The sequence below is a fragment of the Pseudomonas sp. B13(2017) genome, assembly GCF_002113245.1.
GTDB classification, from domain to species: Bacteria; Pseudomonadota; Gammaproteobacteria; order Pseudomonadales; family Pseudomonadaceae; genus Aquipseudomonas; species Aquipseudomonas putida_Z.
In genome coordinates this window covers 152,798-166,155 of sequence record NZ_NEJX01000007.1, presented here as the reverse complement: position 1 = coordinate 166,155, position 13,358 = coordinate 152,798, and the positions used below count along the sequence as shown (strand labels likewise).

14 protein-coding genes are annotated in these 13,358 nt (G+C 64.1%); 8 read left to right on the top strand and 6 right to left on the bottom strand.

The annotated features are described in order from the left end of the window. Window positions 1-143: 143 nt before the first annotated feature. Window positions 144-407 carry a YebG family protein gene (locus CAG44_RS12150; protein ID WP_085692206.1) on the bottom strand — a complete coding sequence of 88 codons (264 nt, stop codon included), beginning with the start codon at window positions 405-407 and terminating at the stop codon, window positions 144-146. A gap of 586 nt (window positions 408-993) precedes the next feature. Here CAG44_RS12150 and CAG44_RS12140 point away from each other — a divergent pair. Next, a complete protein-coding gene (locus tag CAG44_RS12140; protein ID WP_025340608.1) occupies window positions 994-1,464 on the top strand; it encodes a phosphate-starvation-inducible protein PsiE in 471 nt (156 codons plus the stop codon). A gap of 3 nt (window positions 1,465-1,467) precedes the next feature. Here the strand turns inward: CAG44_RS12140 and CAG44_RS12135 are convergent, their stop codons facing one another. Together CAG44_RS12135 and CAG44_RS12130 are read right to left on the bottom strand one after the other, a co-directional pair. After that, the gene (locus CAG44_RS12135) at window positions 1,468-1,758 is read right to left on the bottom strand and encodes a DUF3509 domain-containing protein (protein WP_025340607.1); all 291 of its coding nucleotides are present in this window, start codon (window positions 1,756-1,758) and stop codon (window positions 1,468-1,470) included. A gap of 120 nt (window positions 1,759-1,878) precedes the next feature. Continuing rightward, complete coding sequence (locus CAG44_RS12130; protein ID WP_003260689.1) at window positions 1,879-2,226, bottom strand: HPF/RaiA family ribosome-associated protein; 348 nt, start codon at window positions 2,224-2,226, stop codon at window positions 1,879-1,881. A gap of 232 nt (window positions 2,227-2,458) precedes the next feature. On the opposite strand from CAG44_RS12130, the gene CAG44_RS12125 reads away from it, so the two are divergent. The 6 genes from CAG44_RS12125 to CAG44_RS12100 all read left to right on the top strand — a co-directional run bounded on the left by CAG44_RS12125 (window position 2,459) and on the right by CAG44_RS12100 (window position 8,833). Continuing rightward, window positions 2,459-2,764, top strand: a complete 306-nt coding sequence (locus CAG44_RS12125; protein ID WP_085692205.1) for a DUF3649 domain-containing protein — start codon at window positions 2,459-2,461, stop codon at window positions 2,762-2,764. After that, entirely contained in the window at window positions 2,761-4,338 is a 1,578-nt protein-coding gene (locus CAG44_RS12120) for a PepSY domain-containing protein (RefSeq protein ID WP_085692204.1), read from the top strand. Before CAG44_RS12125 ends, CAG44_RS12120 begins: the two co-directional genes overlap by 4 nt. Beyond that, the gene (locus CAG44_RS12115) at window positions 4,338-4,664 is read left to right on the top strand and encodes a DUF3325 domain-containing protein (protein WP_015271767.1); all 327 of its coding nucleotides are present in this window, start codon (window positions 4,338-4,340) and stop codon (window positions 4,662-4,664) included. Before CAG44_RS12120 ends, CAG44_RS12115 begins: the two co-directional genes overlap by 1 nt. Before the next feature lie 22 nt (window positions 4,665-4,686). Then, entirely contained in the window at window positions 4,687-5,244 is a 558-nt protein-coding gene (locus CAG44_RS12110; protein ID WP_170929297.1) for an RNA polymerase sigma factor, read from the top strand. Next, window positions 5,241-6,224: a FecR domain-containing protein gene (locus CAG44_RS12105; protein ID WP_085692202.1), complete on the top strand. Its 984-nt coding sequence runs from the start codon at window positions 5,241-5,243 to the stop codon at window positions 6,222-6,224. Before CAG44_RS12110 ends, CAG44_RS12105 begins: the two co-directional genes overlap by 4 nt. Before the next feature lie 218 nt (window positions 6,225-6,442). Continuing rightward, window positions 6,443-8,833, top strand: coding sequence for a TonB-dependent receptor (locus CAG44_RS12100; protein ID WP_085692201.1), 2,391 nt, complete (start codon window positions 6,443-6,445; stop codon window positions 8,831-8,833). Window positions 8,834-8,950: 117 nt separating this feature from the next. Here the strand turns inward: CAG44_RS12100 and CAG44_RS12095 are convergent, their stop codons facing one another. Beyond that, entirely contained in the window at window positions 8,951-9,826 is an 876-nt protein-coding gene (locus CAG44_RS12095; RefSeq protein WP_085614320.1) for a helix-turn-helix domain-containing protein, read from the bottom strand. Window positions 9,827-10,099: 273 nt separating this feature from the next. On the opposite strand from CAG44_RS12095, the gene CAG44_RS12090 reads away from it, so the two are divergent. Next, the gene (locus CAG44_RS12090; RefSeq protein WP_085692200.1) at window positions 10,100-11,002 is read left to right on the top strand and encodes a DMT family transporter; all 903 of its coding nucleotides are present in this window, start codon (window positions 10,100-10,102) and stop codon (window positions 11,000-11,002) included. Between the two features lie 134 nt (window positions 11,003-11,136). Here CAG44_RS12090 and CAG44_RS12085 read toward each other — a convergent pair whose 3' ends face one another. Together CAG44_RS12085 and CAG44_RS12080 are read right to left on the bottom strand one after the other, a co-directional pair. Next, window positions 11,137-12,111: a D-glycerate dehydrogenase gene (locus tag CAG44_RS12085; RefSeq protein ID WP_085692199.1), complete on the bottom strand. Its 975-nt coding sequence runs from the start codon at window positions 12,109-12,111 to the stop codon at window positions 11,137-11,139. A 177-nt stretch (window positions 12,112-12,288) separates the two neighbouring features. Beyond that, a complete protein-coding gene (locus CAG44_RS12080) occupies window positions 12,289-13,236 on the bottom strand; it encodes a LysR family transcriptional regulator (RefSeq protein WP_013974172.1) in 948 nt (315 codons plus the stop codon). Between the last annotated feature and the right edge of the window lie 122 nt (window positions 13,237-13,358).

The window sequence follows — 13,358 nt, the reverse complement described above, 5'->3', positions numbered from 1 at the left end:
GAATACCCAAAACCCTGAAAACCTGCGCGGTCCCTGTGGGAGCGGGCGTGCCCGCGAACACGGGCGCAGCCCGTGCCATCCACCTTGACCGCACGGAACCTCAAGCCATGCGCAATCCTTGAAGAAGCTGCCAGTGCAGGCAATTACTCGGCCGCTGGCGCTTCGAGCAACTCGGCCAGTGCATCCGGCTGGCTCTTGAACGCCCGGGCGAACACATCGCGGTTCCTGGCCATGTAGATACCGGCTTCCTCGACCTGTTTCTCGCTCAGCGAGGGCACTGCCTTGTGCAGTACTTCGGCCAGGCGCTCGGCCAGTTCGAGCATCTTGTCGTGACGGTCTGCTTCGGCCTTATCCATGAACAAGCGCTCCGGGTCGCGGCTGCTGCGGTACACCACTTCGACGGCCATTCATCACCTCTATGCCTTTTGCTGGTTGCGTTTCGATTTACTGTATCTATATACAGTAATGGCAATGTTGATTGCTTCGCAAGCAGAAATTGTAGCGTGGTGCAGAGGGCTTACTGCTTCATGCCCAACTCAGCATCATCCATCAGCGCCTTGGCCATCCAGGTCCTTTCGCGGGTGAACCCACTCCCACAGGAACTGCATCTACCTCAAAGGCCTGTGGAGATCCTGTGGGAGCGGGTTTACCCGCGAAGAGGCCGGCCCAGACAACGCAACACTCAAACCTCAGTGCAAAGCCCGAGGCTCAGCGGGCATCTGCACCTGAACCAGTGCCGACTCAAGCAAAGCCCGCAACGTCTCCAGCTCATGCATTGAGGTCATCATCAGGATCGAAGCCGGCGATTTGGGCTGCAGTAGCAAGGCCTGATGCACCACGGTGGCTGCTCGCTTCTGGCAACTTGCCACGCCTCAAGGTGCCTTGCGGCAATCGGTCGCCTTCCAAGGCAGGGGCCTGGCCTTTTAACTGCATGGCACAAGCGTCACGCCGGTGACGCATCATCCTTCAAGACGTATCGGGGAATGGAACATCGTGAACATCAAATGGGCAGAAAAGCTGCGCAAGGGCCTGCACGGCTCGGCCGACTCGCTGGGCAACCTGTGCGTCGAGGCATTCCATTACCTGGCGCTGTTCGGCATTGGCGCGATCACCGCCTATGCGGCAGTGATGACGTTCCTGGACATGCTCGGCAAGGGCGGGGTCAGTGTCGATGACATCCTGCTGCTGTTCATCTACCTGGAGCTGGGGGCGATGGTCGGTATCTACTTCAAGACCAACCACATGCCGATCCGCTTCCTGCTGTACGTGGCCATCACCGCGCTGACCCGCCTGCTGATCGGCGATGTCTCGCACCACAAGGCGCCGGACGTAGGGCTGTTGTACGTGTGCGGTGGCATCCTGTTGCTGGCGTTCGCGATCCTGGTGGTGCGTTACGCCTCGTACCGCTACCCCTCGACCAAGGTACTGGATGCCAACGGCAAGGAAGTGGAGGAGGGCAAGTAGCCCTCAGTTGGCGATGAAATGGCGCGGCTCGTGGCGGGCGTCACGGGTCAGCGCGGCCAGCACCTGCAGAGGGTTCTGGCTGTGTTCGATGGCCAGGCCCAGGCGGATGCTGTCGATCACCCGCTGCAGGCGTACCGGGTCATTGCGCTGGGCCTGGGTGATGAGGCGCTTGGCGACCACGCCAGCGTCGTCGGACAGGGTCAGCATGATGCTGCCGTCGAGGTTTGCAATGCTCAGGTTGACCCGGTATTCGGGGGCGAATGCAGCACTGATTCGTTCGAATGGGTTGTTCATGGTCATGCTTCTGCGGTGAATGAGTGCAGAAGTTGACCGGGGAAATTACCTGTTGGTTCAGCGCCATCGATCGATACAAACGAAAACGCCCGGCATCAGGCCGGGCGTTTGCATTGCCGATCAGGCGTCCGGGTCACTCAGTTCCAGGGCTCCGCGCTTGCTGCGCAGCTTGCCGTAGAAGTGTTCCAGCGCGTGGTTGAGCTTGGTGGCGGCACCATCGACAGCCTGGTCCAGCGAAGTGGCGGTGTGGGTCACGGAAATCGGTTGGTGGCCTTTGGGGCGAGCCTCCATCTGGCAGCGTTTGTCATGCGGTCCGGGCTTGGCGCCGTTCTCGTCGCGCAGGTGAACCTCGATGCGGGTGAGGTCGTCTTCGTAACGTTCCAGCGAGTTCTGCAGTGTGCTGCGGACCCACTGGTCGAGCCGGGCGTTGCCTTCGAAATGGTTGCTGCTGTTGACCTGGATTTGCATGATTCAATCCTTATTCAGCTTGCTCGCATGGAGACGCGCCTAGGCCTTTGAGACCCTTGGAATTTCTGCGCCTCTTGACTCTAAGGTCAGGCAACGGCGAAACGAATTCAAGCCCTTTTCGAAAATAAATTTCTTGTTGCATTCAAGGCAGCAGGCGGCTTATCGCTTGGCCTTTGCTTATGAGAATTGAAATCATTATTATTGCAGGCCCGAAAACGCCCGGACCTTCGCCATGACGCGCAAAACCGCCGGTCTCTCGCTCAGCTATCGCCTGGCCGTGACTTCACGCAGCCTGGCCGCGCTGCTGGGCGGCTACCTGCTGGCGTCCGTGGCCAGCGTCTGCATTACCCTGCTAGCGCCAATGCCACGGGTCGATGCCACGCTCACCGGCCTGCTGCTGTCATTCGTCTTCTACCTGCTGGCGTTCATCTGGTGCTTCGCTTGCCGCAGCGCTTTGCGCGCCTGGCTGGGCGTGCTGGCGCCAAGCGTGCTGCTGGGGGTGATCAGCGGGTTGGCCTACTGGATGAAAACCCCATGAAAGAAGGCTTCCGCCAAGCCATGGCCTGGCTGCACACCTGGACCGGCCTGATCTTCGGCTGGCTGCTGTTCGCCATCTTCCTCACCGGCACGCTGTCGTATTTCAAGGAAGAAATCACCCACTGGTCGCAGCCAGAAGTGCGCAGCCATGCACTGGACCCGACCCATAGCCTGGAGGTGGCCCAGCGGTACCTGCAGGACAACGCCGGGCATTCGGGCACCTGGCTGATCCGCATGCCCAACGCACGCGAGGCCGCCTTGAGCGTGGGTTATCGCGACCCCAATGGCGGGCCACGCGGCTTCGTCACCAAGACCCTCGATACCCAGACCGGCCAGCCGGTGGAGGCACGTGACAGTCGCGGTGGCGAGTTCTTCTACCGCTTCCACTTCCAGCTGCAGATGCCATACCCCTTTGGCCGCTGGCTGTCGACGTTCTGCGCCTTCATCATGCTGTTGGGGCTGGTCACCGGAATCATCACCCACAAGAAGATCTTCAAGGAGTTTTTCACCTTCCGCCCTGGCAAGGGCCAGCGTTCCTGGCTGGACGGGCACAACGCCATTGGCGTGCTGGTGCTGCCGTTCCACCTGATGATCAGCTACAGCAGCCTGGTGCTGTTCATGTATATGGTGATGCCGGCAGGCATCATGGCCAGCTACGGCAATGACACCGGCAAGTACTTCAACGACCTGTTCGGCCGTAACGATGCGCCCAAGGCGGCCCATGTGGCCGCGCCGCTGGTACCGTTGCCGAGCCTGTACGCCAAGGTGCAGGACCTGCAACCGGGCGCGCGTATCGGCCGTATCCAGGTGGAAAATGCCGGCGACAGCAATGCCCGCGTTACCTTCACGCAATCGGCTGCCGACCACGTGGCTTACCGACGTAGCGCCAACTGGACCTTCGATGGCGCCAGCGGTGTGCTGTTGAGCCAGGGCAAGCCGGAGAGCGGGGCAATGATGACCGCCTTCAGCTTTGCCGGCCTGCACATGGGCAATTTCGCCGGGCCCTGGCTGCGCTGGCTGTACTTCTTCTTTGGCGTGGTCGGTACCGCGGTGATCGGCACCGGGCTGGTGATGTGGCTGGGCAAGCGTCAGCTCAAGCATGCCAGGAGCGAACGCCTGCCGGGTGAACTGCGCCTGGTCGAGGTGCTCAATATCGCCAGCATGAGCGGCTTGTTGCTGGCCGTGGCGGGCTTCTTCTGGGCCAACCGCCTGATCCCGATGGGTGTCGAAGGCCGGGCCGACTGGGAGGTCAACGCCTTCTTCACCGCCTGGGGCCTGTCGCTGGTGCACGCTGTGCTGCGCAGCGGGCGGCGGGCATGGGGCGAGCAACTGGCACTGGGCGCGCTGGCCTTCGCCTTGCTGCCGCTGCTCAACGGCCTGACCACCGGCCAGGGGCTGAACCATTCGCTGTCGGCGGGTGACTGGGCGATGGCCGGCTTCGACCTGACAGCGCTGGGCACCGGCCTGTTCCTGGCCTGGCTGGCCGGCAAGATGTTGCACGGCCCGAAGCCTGTGGCCAAGCGGGCCCCGCGTGCAGCAAAGAAGCCGAGCACTGAAACGGCGGAGGCGAGCTGATGCTGGGTAATGCACTGATCGCTTACGCCGGCTTCGTTGCCCTGTGCCTGGCCATGGAGAAGCACTTCGTCGACCTGCTCGGGCGCAAGCCGCGCCCCGGGCAGCTGCGGCTGTTGCGCAGCGCCGGTTGGCTGTTGCTGGTGCTGTCGCTGGTGCTCAGCGTGCACCTGCGTGGCTGGGCCCATGGCCTGGTGGAGTGGACCGCAGTGATGATGGCCGGGGTGACCCTGTGGGTGTTCGGCCTGCCATACCAGCCCCGCCTGTTGCTGGGCCTGGCCGCCGCCAGCGTGGTGCTGGGGCCGTTGCTGGCCGTGTTCGCCGAGTGACCAGGTGAGCGAGCCGGGCGACATGATCGAGGCGGATGCCGAAAGCGGCGGCGGGCGGGCGCGCTTCGTCCAGGTGTTCCAGGCCCAGCGGGCACGCATGGAGGCCCTGGTGAGCCGCCGGGTCGGCTGCCGGGCCACGGCATCGGACCTGGTCCAGGAACTGTTCCTGCGCTTCTGGCGTCGCCCCGAGGTCGAGGTCGAGGCGCTGGACACCTATCTGCTGCGTTGCGCCGGCAACCTGGCCATCGACCACCTGCGCAGCGAAGGCAGCCGCGAGCGCGCAGCCGAAGCTGTGTTGCCGCTGGATGAAGCGGCCATGGCCCAGGCCCCGGAACAGGCCGTGGAGGTCGATCACGACTTGCAGCGCATCGACGCTGCCTTGCGCGCCTTGCCCGAGCGCACCCGGCAGATCTTCCTGCTCAACCGTATCCACGGCTGCAAGTACGGCGAGATCGCCAAGGCCATGCAACTGTCCCAGAGTGCTGTGGAAAAGCATATGATGCGCGCCCTCGAAGCGTGCAAGGCGAGTGTTGCCGAGCCCGCGTCCACCCCACGCCGGCCAGGGAGTGCCCGTCGATGAGCCGTTTACCGCCGATCACCGAGGCGCAGTCCCGGGCTGCACTGCAATGGCTCAGCCGCATCAACGAGCAGCCTGCGCAAGCCGAGGGCGCGGCGTTCAAGCACTGGCTGCTGGCCGACCCTGGGCACCGTGAGGCCTACGCCCAGGCCCAGGCGCTGTGGCAGAACAGCGCCGCCCCGGCGGCGCGCCTGGCCGCTGAAGAACAGGCAAGCCTGCAACGTTACCTGGATGCGATGGCTAGGCCACCGGCCAGGCACCCCTGGCGGCAGCGGGTCGCGGCGCTGGCGGTGGCTGCGTGCCTGGTACTGGCCGTGGGCGTTGCCGGTGGTTGGCACCCGGGCCTGTGGCTGCAGGACCTGCAGGCCGACTACAGCAGTGCTGGTCAAGTTAGCCAGGTGACCTTGGCCGACCAGTCGCAGGTGACGCTGGATGCGGGGAGCGCGATTGCAGTCGATTTTGTGCAGGGCGAGCGCCGCGTGCGGTTGTTGCATGGCGCGGCGTTCTTCCAGGTCACGCATACCGGCGCGCCGTTCGTGGTGGAAGCTGCCGGCGGCGAGGTGCGCGTGCTTGGCACTCAGTTCGAAGTGCGCGAGCAGGGCGAGGGCGCCCAGGTCACAGTACGCAGCGGGCGCGTGGCGGTGAGCCCGGCACCGGGCGCAGCAGCGCGTGAACTGACGGCCAACCAGCAGGCGGCCTACGCTGCCGGCCGAGTCGGCGACACCCTGGCGGTGGACAGCGACAACCGCCTGGCCTGGCGCCAGGGCTGGCTGAATTACTACCAGGTGCCGCTGGCGCAGGTGGTCGAGGACCTGGGGCGTTATTACCCGGGGCGCATCCTGCTGCTCGATGATGAGTTGGGGCAACGCAAGGTCAGTGGCAGTTTCCCCGTGGCCGAGCCGTTGCTGGCGCTGGATTCGCTGGGCAAGGTGATGGGCTTTTCGCGGCAGACTGTGCTGGGGCGGTTGACTGTCATCCGGTAGTCGCCTGTGCCGGCCTCTTCGCGGGCTTGCCCGCTCCCACAGGTACTGCACCGGATTCGAGACTTGTGCAGTCCCTGTGGGAGCGGGCAAGCCCGCGAAGAGGCCGGCACAGGCAAAAATATTTTCAGATAGCGGGTGAGGTAACAGGACGTGGCATCCGTGTAATGAGTGGAAGTGCGATTCATTCGCAGTCATATCCCTCTCACAGGTCAGCGTCCATGAAGTTCACCCCGCGTTGCGTCCCTCTCTGGCTCGGCCTTTCCGCGCTCCCGGCATTCGCTGTCGCCCCCCTGGCCTGCGCCGCCGAGCAACAGCAGGCGTACACCTTCGCCCAGCCGGCGCAACCCCTTGCCCAGGCACTTGTCGCCTTCAGCCGCACCACCGGCCAGAGCGTGGTCTACACCCTGGAACTGCCAGGAGTGCAGGCGCCGGCATTGAACGGCAGGTTCAGCGCCGAACAGGCCCTGCAACAGCTGCTGGGTACTACCGGGCTGGCCTGGCGCCGCGTCGATGCACGCACGCTCACCCTCGAAGCAGTGGACACCTCCGGCGCCCTCAACCTGCAGGCCATCACCGTGACCTCGCAACTGGACGACTACAGCTACCAGCCCCCGGCTACCGCCTCGATCATGCGCGGGCAGGGCCCTAGCCAGGACATCCCCCAAGCCATCAACGTGGTGCCGGCCCAGGTCATCCGTGACCAGGCCCCGCGCAACCTCGATGACGCCCTGGCCAATGTCAGCGGCATCACCCAGGGCAACAATTTCGGTGGCACCTCTGACACGGTGATGAAGCGCGGCTTCGGCGACAACCGCGACGGCTCGATCATGCGCGATGGCATGCCCATCGTGCAGGGCCGCAGCCTCAACGCCAGCACCGAGCGGGTCGAAGTGCTCAAGGGCCCGGCCTCGCTGCTGTACGGCATCCAGGACCCGGGCGGGGTCATCAATGTGGTCAGCAAGCGCCCGCAACTCGAGCAGTACAACGCCCTGACCGTGCGCGGGTCGACCTACGGCAGCGGCAAGAACGGCAGCGGTGGCGGGTTCGACAGCACCGGCGCGCTCGGCGACAGCAACTTCGCCTATCGCCTGATCGTCGACCACGAAGATGAAGACTACTGGCGCAACTACGGCGTGCACCGCGAATCGCTGGTAGCGCCGTCGCTGGCCTGGCTGGGCGAAGACACTCAGGTGGTACTGGCCTACGAGCACCGCGAATTTCTCTACCCCTTCGACCGTGGCACGGCGTTCGGCAACAACGGCCACCCGCTGGATATCCCAGCCACGCGGCGCCTGGACGAGCCCTTCAACGACATGGAGGGGCGTTCCGACCTGTACCGTCTGGAAGTCGACCACCAACTGGCCGATGACTGGAAGCTGCACTTCGGCTACAGCTTCAACCGCGAAACCTATGATGCCAGCCAGGTGCGGGTGACCGGCGTGAATGAAAAAAGCGGCACGCTGTCGCGCAGCATCGACGGCACCCACAACGCCATGAGCCGTGACCAGTTCGCCACCCTGAGCCTGGCCGGCAATGTGCAACTGGCCGGGATGCAGAACGACCTGCTGTTCGGTGTCGATCATGAAGACCGCAAGGTCTTTCGTGGCGACCTGATCCGGCAGAGCGCCCAATCTACCTTCAGCTACATGAACCCGATCTACGGGCAGGAAGTGGAGGGCACCACCGTCAAAGCCAGTGACAGCGACCAGACCGACAAGCTACGCACCGACGCGTTGTTCGTGCAGGACGCGCTGCACCTGGATGATCACTGGATCCTGGTGGCCGGTGCGCGCTTCCAGCAGTTCGACCAATACGCTGGCCGCGGCCGCCCGTTCAAGGCCAACACCGACATCAATGGCCAGGCGTGGGTGCCGCATGCAGGTATCGTCTACAAGGTGGACGAGCAGCTGTCGTTTTATGGCAGCTATAGCGAGTCGTTCAAGCCCAACTCCACCATCGCGCCGCTGGTCGGTAATGTGGTGCTTGACTCGTCGGTGGCGCCGGAGGAGGGCAAATCGTGGGAGCTGGGCGCCAAGCTCGACATGCCAGGCCGCCTTACCGGAACCCTGGCGTTGTTCGATATCACCAAGCGCAACGTGCTGGTTTCCAACTTTGATACCAGTACGCGCGAAACGGTGTACAGCAATGCTGGAGAGGTCAGCTCACGGGGTGTCGAGCTGGACCTGACCGGCCAGTTGAGTGAGCGCTGGAGCCTGATCGGCAGCTACGCCTTCACCGATGCGCAAGTGACCAAGGACCCGGACCTCAAGGGCAACCGCCTGCAGAACGTGGCCCGCCACAGTGGTTCGCTGTCGGCGGTGTATGACTATGGCAGCCTGTTCGGCGGCGATCGCCTGCGCATTGGCGCGGGGGCGCGGTACGTGGGCGAGCGCGCTGGCAACCCGACCAACACCTTCGACCTGCCGTCCTATACCGTGGCCGATGCCTTTGCCAGCTACGAGACCAGGCTCGACGAGCACAAGGTGCTGTTGCAGCTGAACGTGAAGAACCTGTTCGACAAGGTTTACTACAGCTCGGCGGTGAACCAGTACTTTGTGGCCATTGGCGATGCGCGGCAGGTGAGCTTGTCCAGCACCTTCGAGTTCTAGGCATTTGGGGCTGCTTTGCAGCCCTTCGCGGGCACGCCCGCTCCCACAAGTATGGGCAGCGCCGCGGTCACTGTGGGAGCGGGCGTGCCCGCGAAGGGCCGCAAAGCGGCCCCAATATCACGAACAGAAAGCACTACGGTACTCGCCAGGCGTTGCACCGACCGCCTGGCGGAACCGGTTGCTGAAATGGCTGGCACTGGCAAACCCGCACAACAGGGCAATCTCCCCCAAAGGCATCAACCCCAGCCGCAACAGCTGGCAGGCCCGGTGCAGCCGCCGGGCCAGCAGGTACTGGTGCGGCGGCAGCCCGAAACTGGCGCGGAACATGCGCGCAAAGTGGTATTCGGACAGGTTGCAGCGCAATGCCAGTTCACCCAGGGTGATGGGCTGGTCGAGATGCGCTTCGATGTAGTCGACCATTTGCCGGCGCAGGCTCGGTGCCAGCCCGCCTTTCAGCCGTAGGCCCTGGCGCAGCCCGACCTGATTGAGCAGCGCATGATCGACGATCTCGTGCGCCAGGCTGCTGGCCAGCAAGCGTTCGCCAGGTTCATCCCAGTCCAGGGTTATCAGCTGGCGAAAGCGCTTGGCCTGCTGCGGGTCATCGAGAAAGGTCGCTTCCTGCAGTTGCAGCTCACGCGGTTCACGGTCGAGCAGGCGCACACAGCCCAAGGCGAATTGCGCCTCGCTGACATACAGGTGCGCCAGGCGGATCGCGCCATTGACCACCCAGTTCGATTCCTGCCCGGCTGGCATCACGCACAGCTTGTCGGGCGCCCCTTTGTCGCCGGGGCGCTGGCGGCGAAAGGTGCCGGTGCCGTCGGCGATGTAGCACGACAGGGTGTGATGGCTCGGTGCCTGGTAGTCGCGGGCATCGTCGCGGTTGCTCCACAACGCCGCCGCCAGCCCGTCGCCCAGGTGCGCGCTCAGCTCCAGCCGGGCGTGGGGCGAGGCGTGCATGGCGTTGAACACTTGCAGCTGGGTGAGTGGCGTCATGGGCGGTTCCTCTTGCCAGCCATCCTACTGCGCCTTGGGCAGGCTTACAGCTACCCGCAGGACAAATGCGCAAGTTTGTGCAAGCCGGGGAGGGGCCCCCGGATGAAACTGGAGGCCTCGGCGAGGGCTGCGCCCTCGATCGCAGGCAAGCCAGCTCCTACAGGGACCGCGCCAGCCTCGAGCTTGGCGCTGTACTTGTGGGAGCTGGCTTGCCGGCGATGGGCCGCATCGCGGCCCCGGGATGCATGGTCGATCGCCTGAGGAGTCCCACCGATGAACCTGTCACTCTACTTGCTAACCGTCCTGATCTGGGGCACCACCTGGATCGCCCTGAAACTCCAGCTGGGCGTGGTCGCCATTCCGGTCTCGATCGTATACCGCTTCGCCCTGGCCGGGCTGATCCTGTTCGCCTTCCTGCTGCTCACCCGCCGCCTGCAACCGATGAACCGGCGTGGCCACCAGATCTGTCTGGCCCAGGGCCTGTGCCTGTTCTGCGTCAACTTCATCTGCTTCCTCAGCGCCAGCCAGTGGATTGCCAGCGGCCTGATCGCCGTGGTGTTCTCCACCGCCACCCTGTGGAATGCACTCAACGCGCGGATCTTCTTCGGCCAGAAGATCGCCAGCAACGTGCTCGGCGGCGGCGCCTTGGGGCTACTTGGCCTGGGGCTGCTGTTCTGGCCCGAGCTGTCCCACCACGCGGCCAGCCGCGAAACCCTGTACGGCCTTGGCCTGGCCCTGCTCGGCACGCTGTGCTTCTCGGCCGGCAACATGCTGTCGAGCATGCAGCAGAAGGCCGGGCTCAAACCCATGACCACCAATGCCTGGGGCATGGTCTACGGGGCGGTGATGCTGGCGGTGTTCTGCGTGGTCAGCGGCGTGCCGTTCAGCATGGAGTGGAACGTGCGCTACATCGGCTCGTTGCTGTACCTGGTGGTGCCGGGCTCGGTGATCGCCTTTACCGCCTACCTGACCCTGGTCGGGCGCATGGGGCCGGAGCGGGCAGCGTACTGCACGGTGCTGTTCCCGTTGGTGGCGTTGAACGTGTCGGCGGTGGCCGAGGGGTATCAGTGGACAGCGCCGGCCTTGTTGGGGCTGGTGGCGGTGATGGCGGGGAATGTGCTGGTGTTTCGCAAGCCCAAGACCAGGGTGGCTGAGGGTGTTGTGGTGGCCAAATAGGTGATGGGTTGCCTGTGCCGGCCCTTTCGCGGGCTCGCCCGCTCCCACAAGTATTGCACAGGCCTTTAGGGCGGTGGTGTACCTGTGGGAGCGGGCGAGCCCGCGAAAGGGCCGGTGCAGGCAGTAGAGGGCTATCAGCCCTTCCACACTTGAGGATTCACCAGATCCCGCGGCCGCTCACCCAGCAGCGCCGCGCGCAGGTTGTCGATTGCCCGGTTGGCCATGGCCTCACGGGTTTCGGCAGTGGCCGAGCCAACGTGCGGCAAGGTCAGGGCATTGGGCAGCTTGAACAGCGGCGAATCGCTCAGCGGCTCTTTCTCGTACACGTCCAGGCCCGCACCGCGAATGGTGCCGTTCTGCAGTGCCTCGATCAGCGCCGCCTCGTCCACCACCGGCCCGCGGGCGATGTTGATCAGGAACGCGCTCGGCTTCATCAGTTGCAACTCACGCGCACCGATCAGCTTGCGGGTGGCATCGGACAACGGCACCACGATGCAGGCAAAGTCGGCTTCGGCCAGCAGTTGCTCCAGGCTGCGGAACTGCGCGCCCAGCTCTTGCTCCAGCGCGGTCTTGCGGCTGTTGCCGGAATAGATGACCGGCATGTTGAAACCGAACCGGCCGCGGCGGGCAATGGCGGCACCGATGTTGCCCATGCCGACGATGCCCAGGGTCTTGCCGTGCACATCGCTGCCGAAGTGGGCCGGGCCTACGGTAGCTTGCCAGTTGCCGGCCTTGGTCCAGGCATCCAGCTCGGCGGTGCGGCGGGCGCAGCCCATGATCAGCGAAAAGCCCAGGTCGGCGGTGCTTTCGGTCAGCACATCGGGGGTGTTGGTCAGGGCGATGCCGCGTTCGTTGAAGTAGTCCAGGTCGTAGTTGTCGTAGCCGACCGACACGCTGGATACCACCTCCAGCCTGGCCGCCCCTTCAAGCTGCGCCCGGCCGAGCTTGCGGCCAACGCCGATCAGGCCATGGGCCTCGGGCAGGGCTTCGTTGAACTGTGCATTGATGTCGCCGAGCTTGGGGTTCGGCACGATCACGTTGAAGTCTTGCTGCAGGCGTTCGGCCATGGCCGGGGTGATTCGGCTGAAGGCCAGGACGGTCTTTTTCATCGGGCAACTTCTCTGCAAGGCGTGGGACGGTGGGGGCTTCTTCGCGGGCACGCCCGCTCCCACAGGTACCGCACAGATTGAAGGCCTGTGCATTACCTGTGGGAGCGGGCGTGCCCGCGAATGGCCTGACAATGGTTAGCAACCTACCATTGTCCGCCCTCGCAATGCAGCAGCTTTTTAGTTGGCGATCATCACCTGATGGGTTTTCAGGTCCGCCTCATGGGCTGCCAGAATCTCCGGCAGCGAGTTGCGCAGGTACTCCACCCAGGTCTTGATCTTCGCATCCAGGTACTGCCGCGACGGGTAGATGGCGTACAGGTTCAGCTCCTGCAGCCGGTACTCGGGCAGCACCCGTACCAGGCTGCCATCGCGCAGGCCGTCGATGGCCGAATAGATCGGCAGCACGCCCACGCCCATGCCGCTGCGGATGGCGGTCTTCATGGCATCGGCAGTATTGACCATGAACGGCGAGCTGGTGATGTTGACCATCTCCTGGCCTTCCGGCCCGTCGAACAGCCATTTCTCCAACGGGATCACCGGGCTGACCATGCGCAGGCAGGCGTGCTTGAGCAGGTCGGCAGGCTTGTGCGCAACGCCGTGGCGGGCGATGTAGGCGGGCGAGGCGCAGACGATGCTGTAGGTGATGCCCAGGCGCTGGGACACGAACCCCGAGTCGGGCAGTTCGGTGGCCAGCACGATGGACACGTCATAGCCCTCGTCGAGCAGGTCGGGCACGCGGTTGGCCATGGTCAGGTCGAAGGTCACGTCCGGGTGCGATTCGCGGTAGCGGGCGATGGCGTCGACCACGAAGTGCTGACCGACCCCGGTCATCGAGTGCACCTTCAACTGCCCGGCCGGGCGGGCATGGGCGTCGCTGGCCTCGGCCTCGGCTTCTTCGACATAGGTAAGAATCTGTTCGCAACGCATCAGGTAGCGCTTGCCGGCTTCGGTCAGCGCAATGCGGCGGGTGGTGCGGTTGAGCAGCCTTGTTTGCAGATGGGCTTCCAGGTTGGAGACCGCCCGCGACACGTTCGCGGTGGTCGTATCCAGTTGCCCGGCGGCAGCGGTAAAGCTGCCGAGTTGGGCTACGCAACTGAAAGCACGCATGTTTTGCAGGGTGTCCATGGGTCACTCTCGATGTAGAGGACAAAATTGTGTCACGAAGTAACGTAAAAGAGATGAAAAGTTGCCTTCGACCAAAGGCGGATTATCGCTGTTTTGGTAACAAAGATTCGCAGGAATCCACG

Bases quoted from the DNA above. Each gene is read 5' to 3' on its own strand.
- CAG44_RS12105 (WP_085692202.1), top strand. From the start codon at position 5,241: ATGAGCCGTTTACCGCCGATCACCGAGGCGCAGTCCCGGGCTGCACTG.
- CAG44_RS12100 (WP_085692201.1), top strand. From the start codon at position 6,443: ATGAAGTTCACCCCGCGTTGCGTCCCTCTCTGGCTCGGCCTTTCCGCG.
- CAG44_RS12135 (WP_025340607.1), bottom strand. From the start codon at position 1,758: ATGAACAACCCATTCGAACGAATCAGTGCTGCATTCGCCCCCGAATAC.
- CAG44_RS12120 (WP_085692204.1), top strand. From the start codon at position 2,761: ATGAAAGAAGGCTTCCGCCAAGCCATGGCCTGGCTGCACACCTGGACC.
- CAG44_RS12125 (WP_085692205.1), top strand. From the start codon at position 2,459: ATGACGCGCAAAACCGCCGGTCTCTCGCTCAGCTATCGCCTGGCCGTG.
- CAG44_RS12130 (WP_003260689.1), bottom strand. From the start codon at position 2,226: ATGCAAATCCAGGTCAACAGCAGCAACCATTTCGAAGGCAACGCCCGG.
- CAG44_RS12095 (WP_085614320.1), bottom strand. From the start codon at position 9,826: ATGACGCCACTCACCCAGCTGCAAGTGTTCAACGCCATGCACGCCTCG.
- CAG44_RS12115 (WP_015271767.1), top strand. From the start codon at position 4,338: ATGCTGGGTAATGCACTGATCGCTTACGCCGGCTTCGTTGCCCTGTGC.
- CAG44_RS12150 (WP_085692206.1), bottom strand. From the start codon at position 407: ATGGCCGTCGAAGTGGTGTACCGCAGCAGCCGCGACCCGGAGCGCTTG.
- CAG44_RS12085 (WP_085692199.1), bottom strand. From the start codon at position 12,111: ATGAAAAAGACCGTCCTGGCCTTCAGCCGAATCACCCCGGCCATGGCC.
- CAG44_RS12080 (WP_013974172.1), bottom strand. From the start codon at position 13,236: ATGGACACCCTGCAAAACATGCGTGCTTTCAGTTGCGTAGCCCAACTC.
- CAG44_RS12110 (WP_170929297.1), top strand. From the start codon at position 4,687: ATGATCGAGGCGGATGCCGAAAGCGGCGGCGGGCGGGCGCGCTTCGTC.
- CAG44_RS12090 (WP_085692200.1), top strand. From the start codon at position 10,100: ATGAACCTGTCACTCTACTTGCTAACCGTCCTGATCTGGGGCACCACC.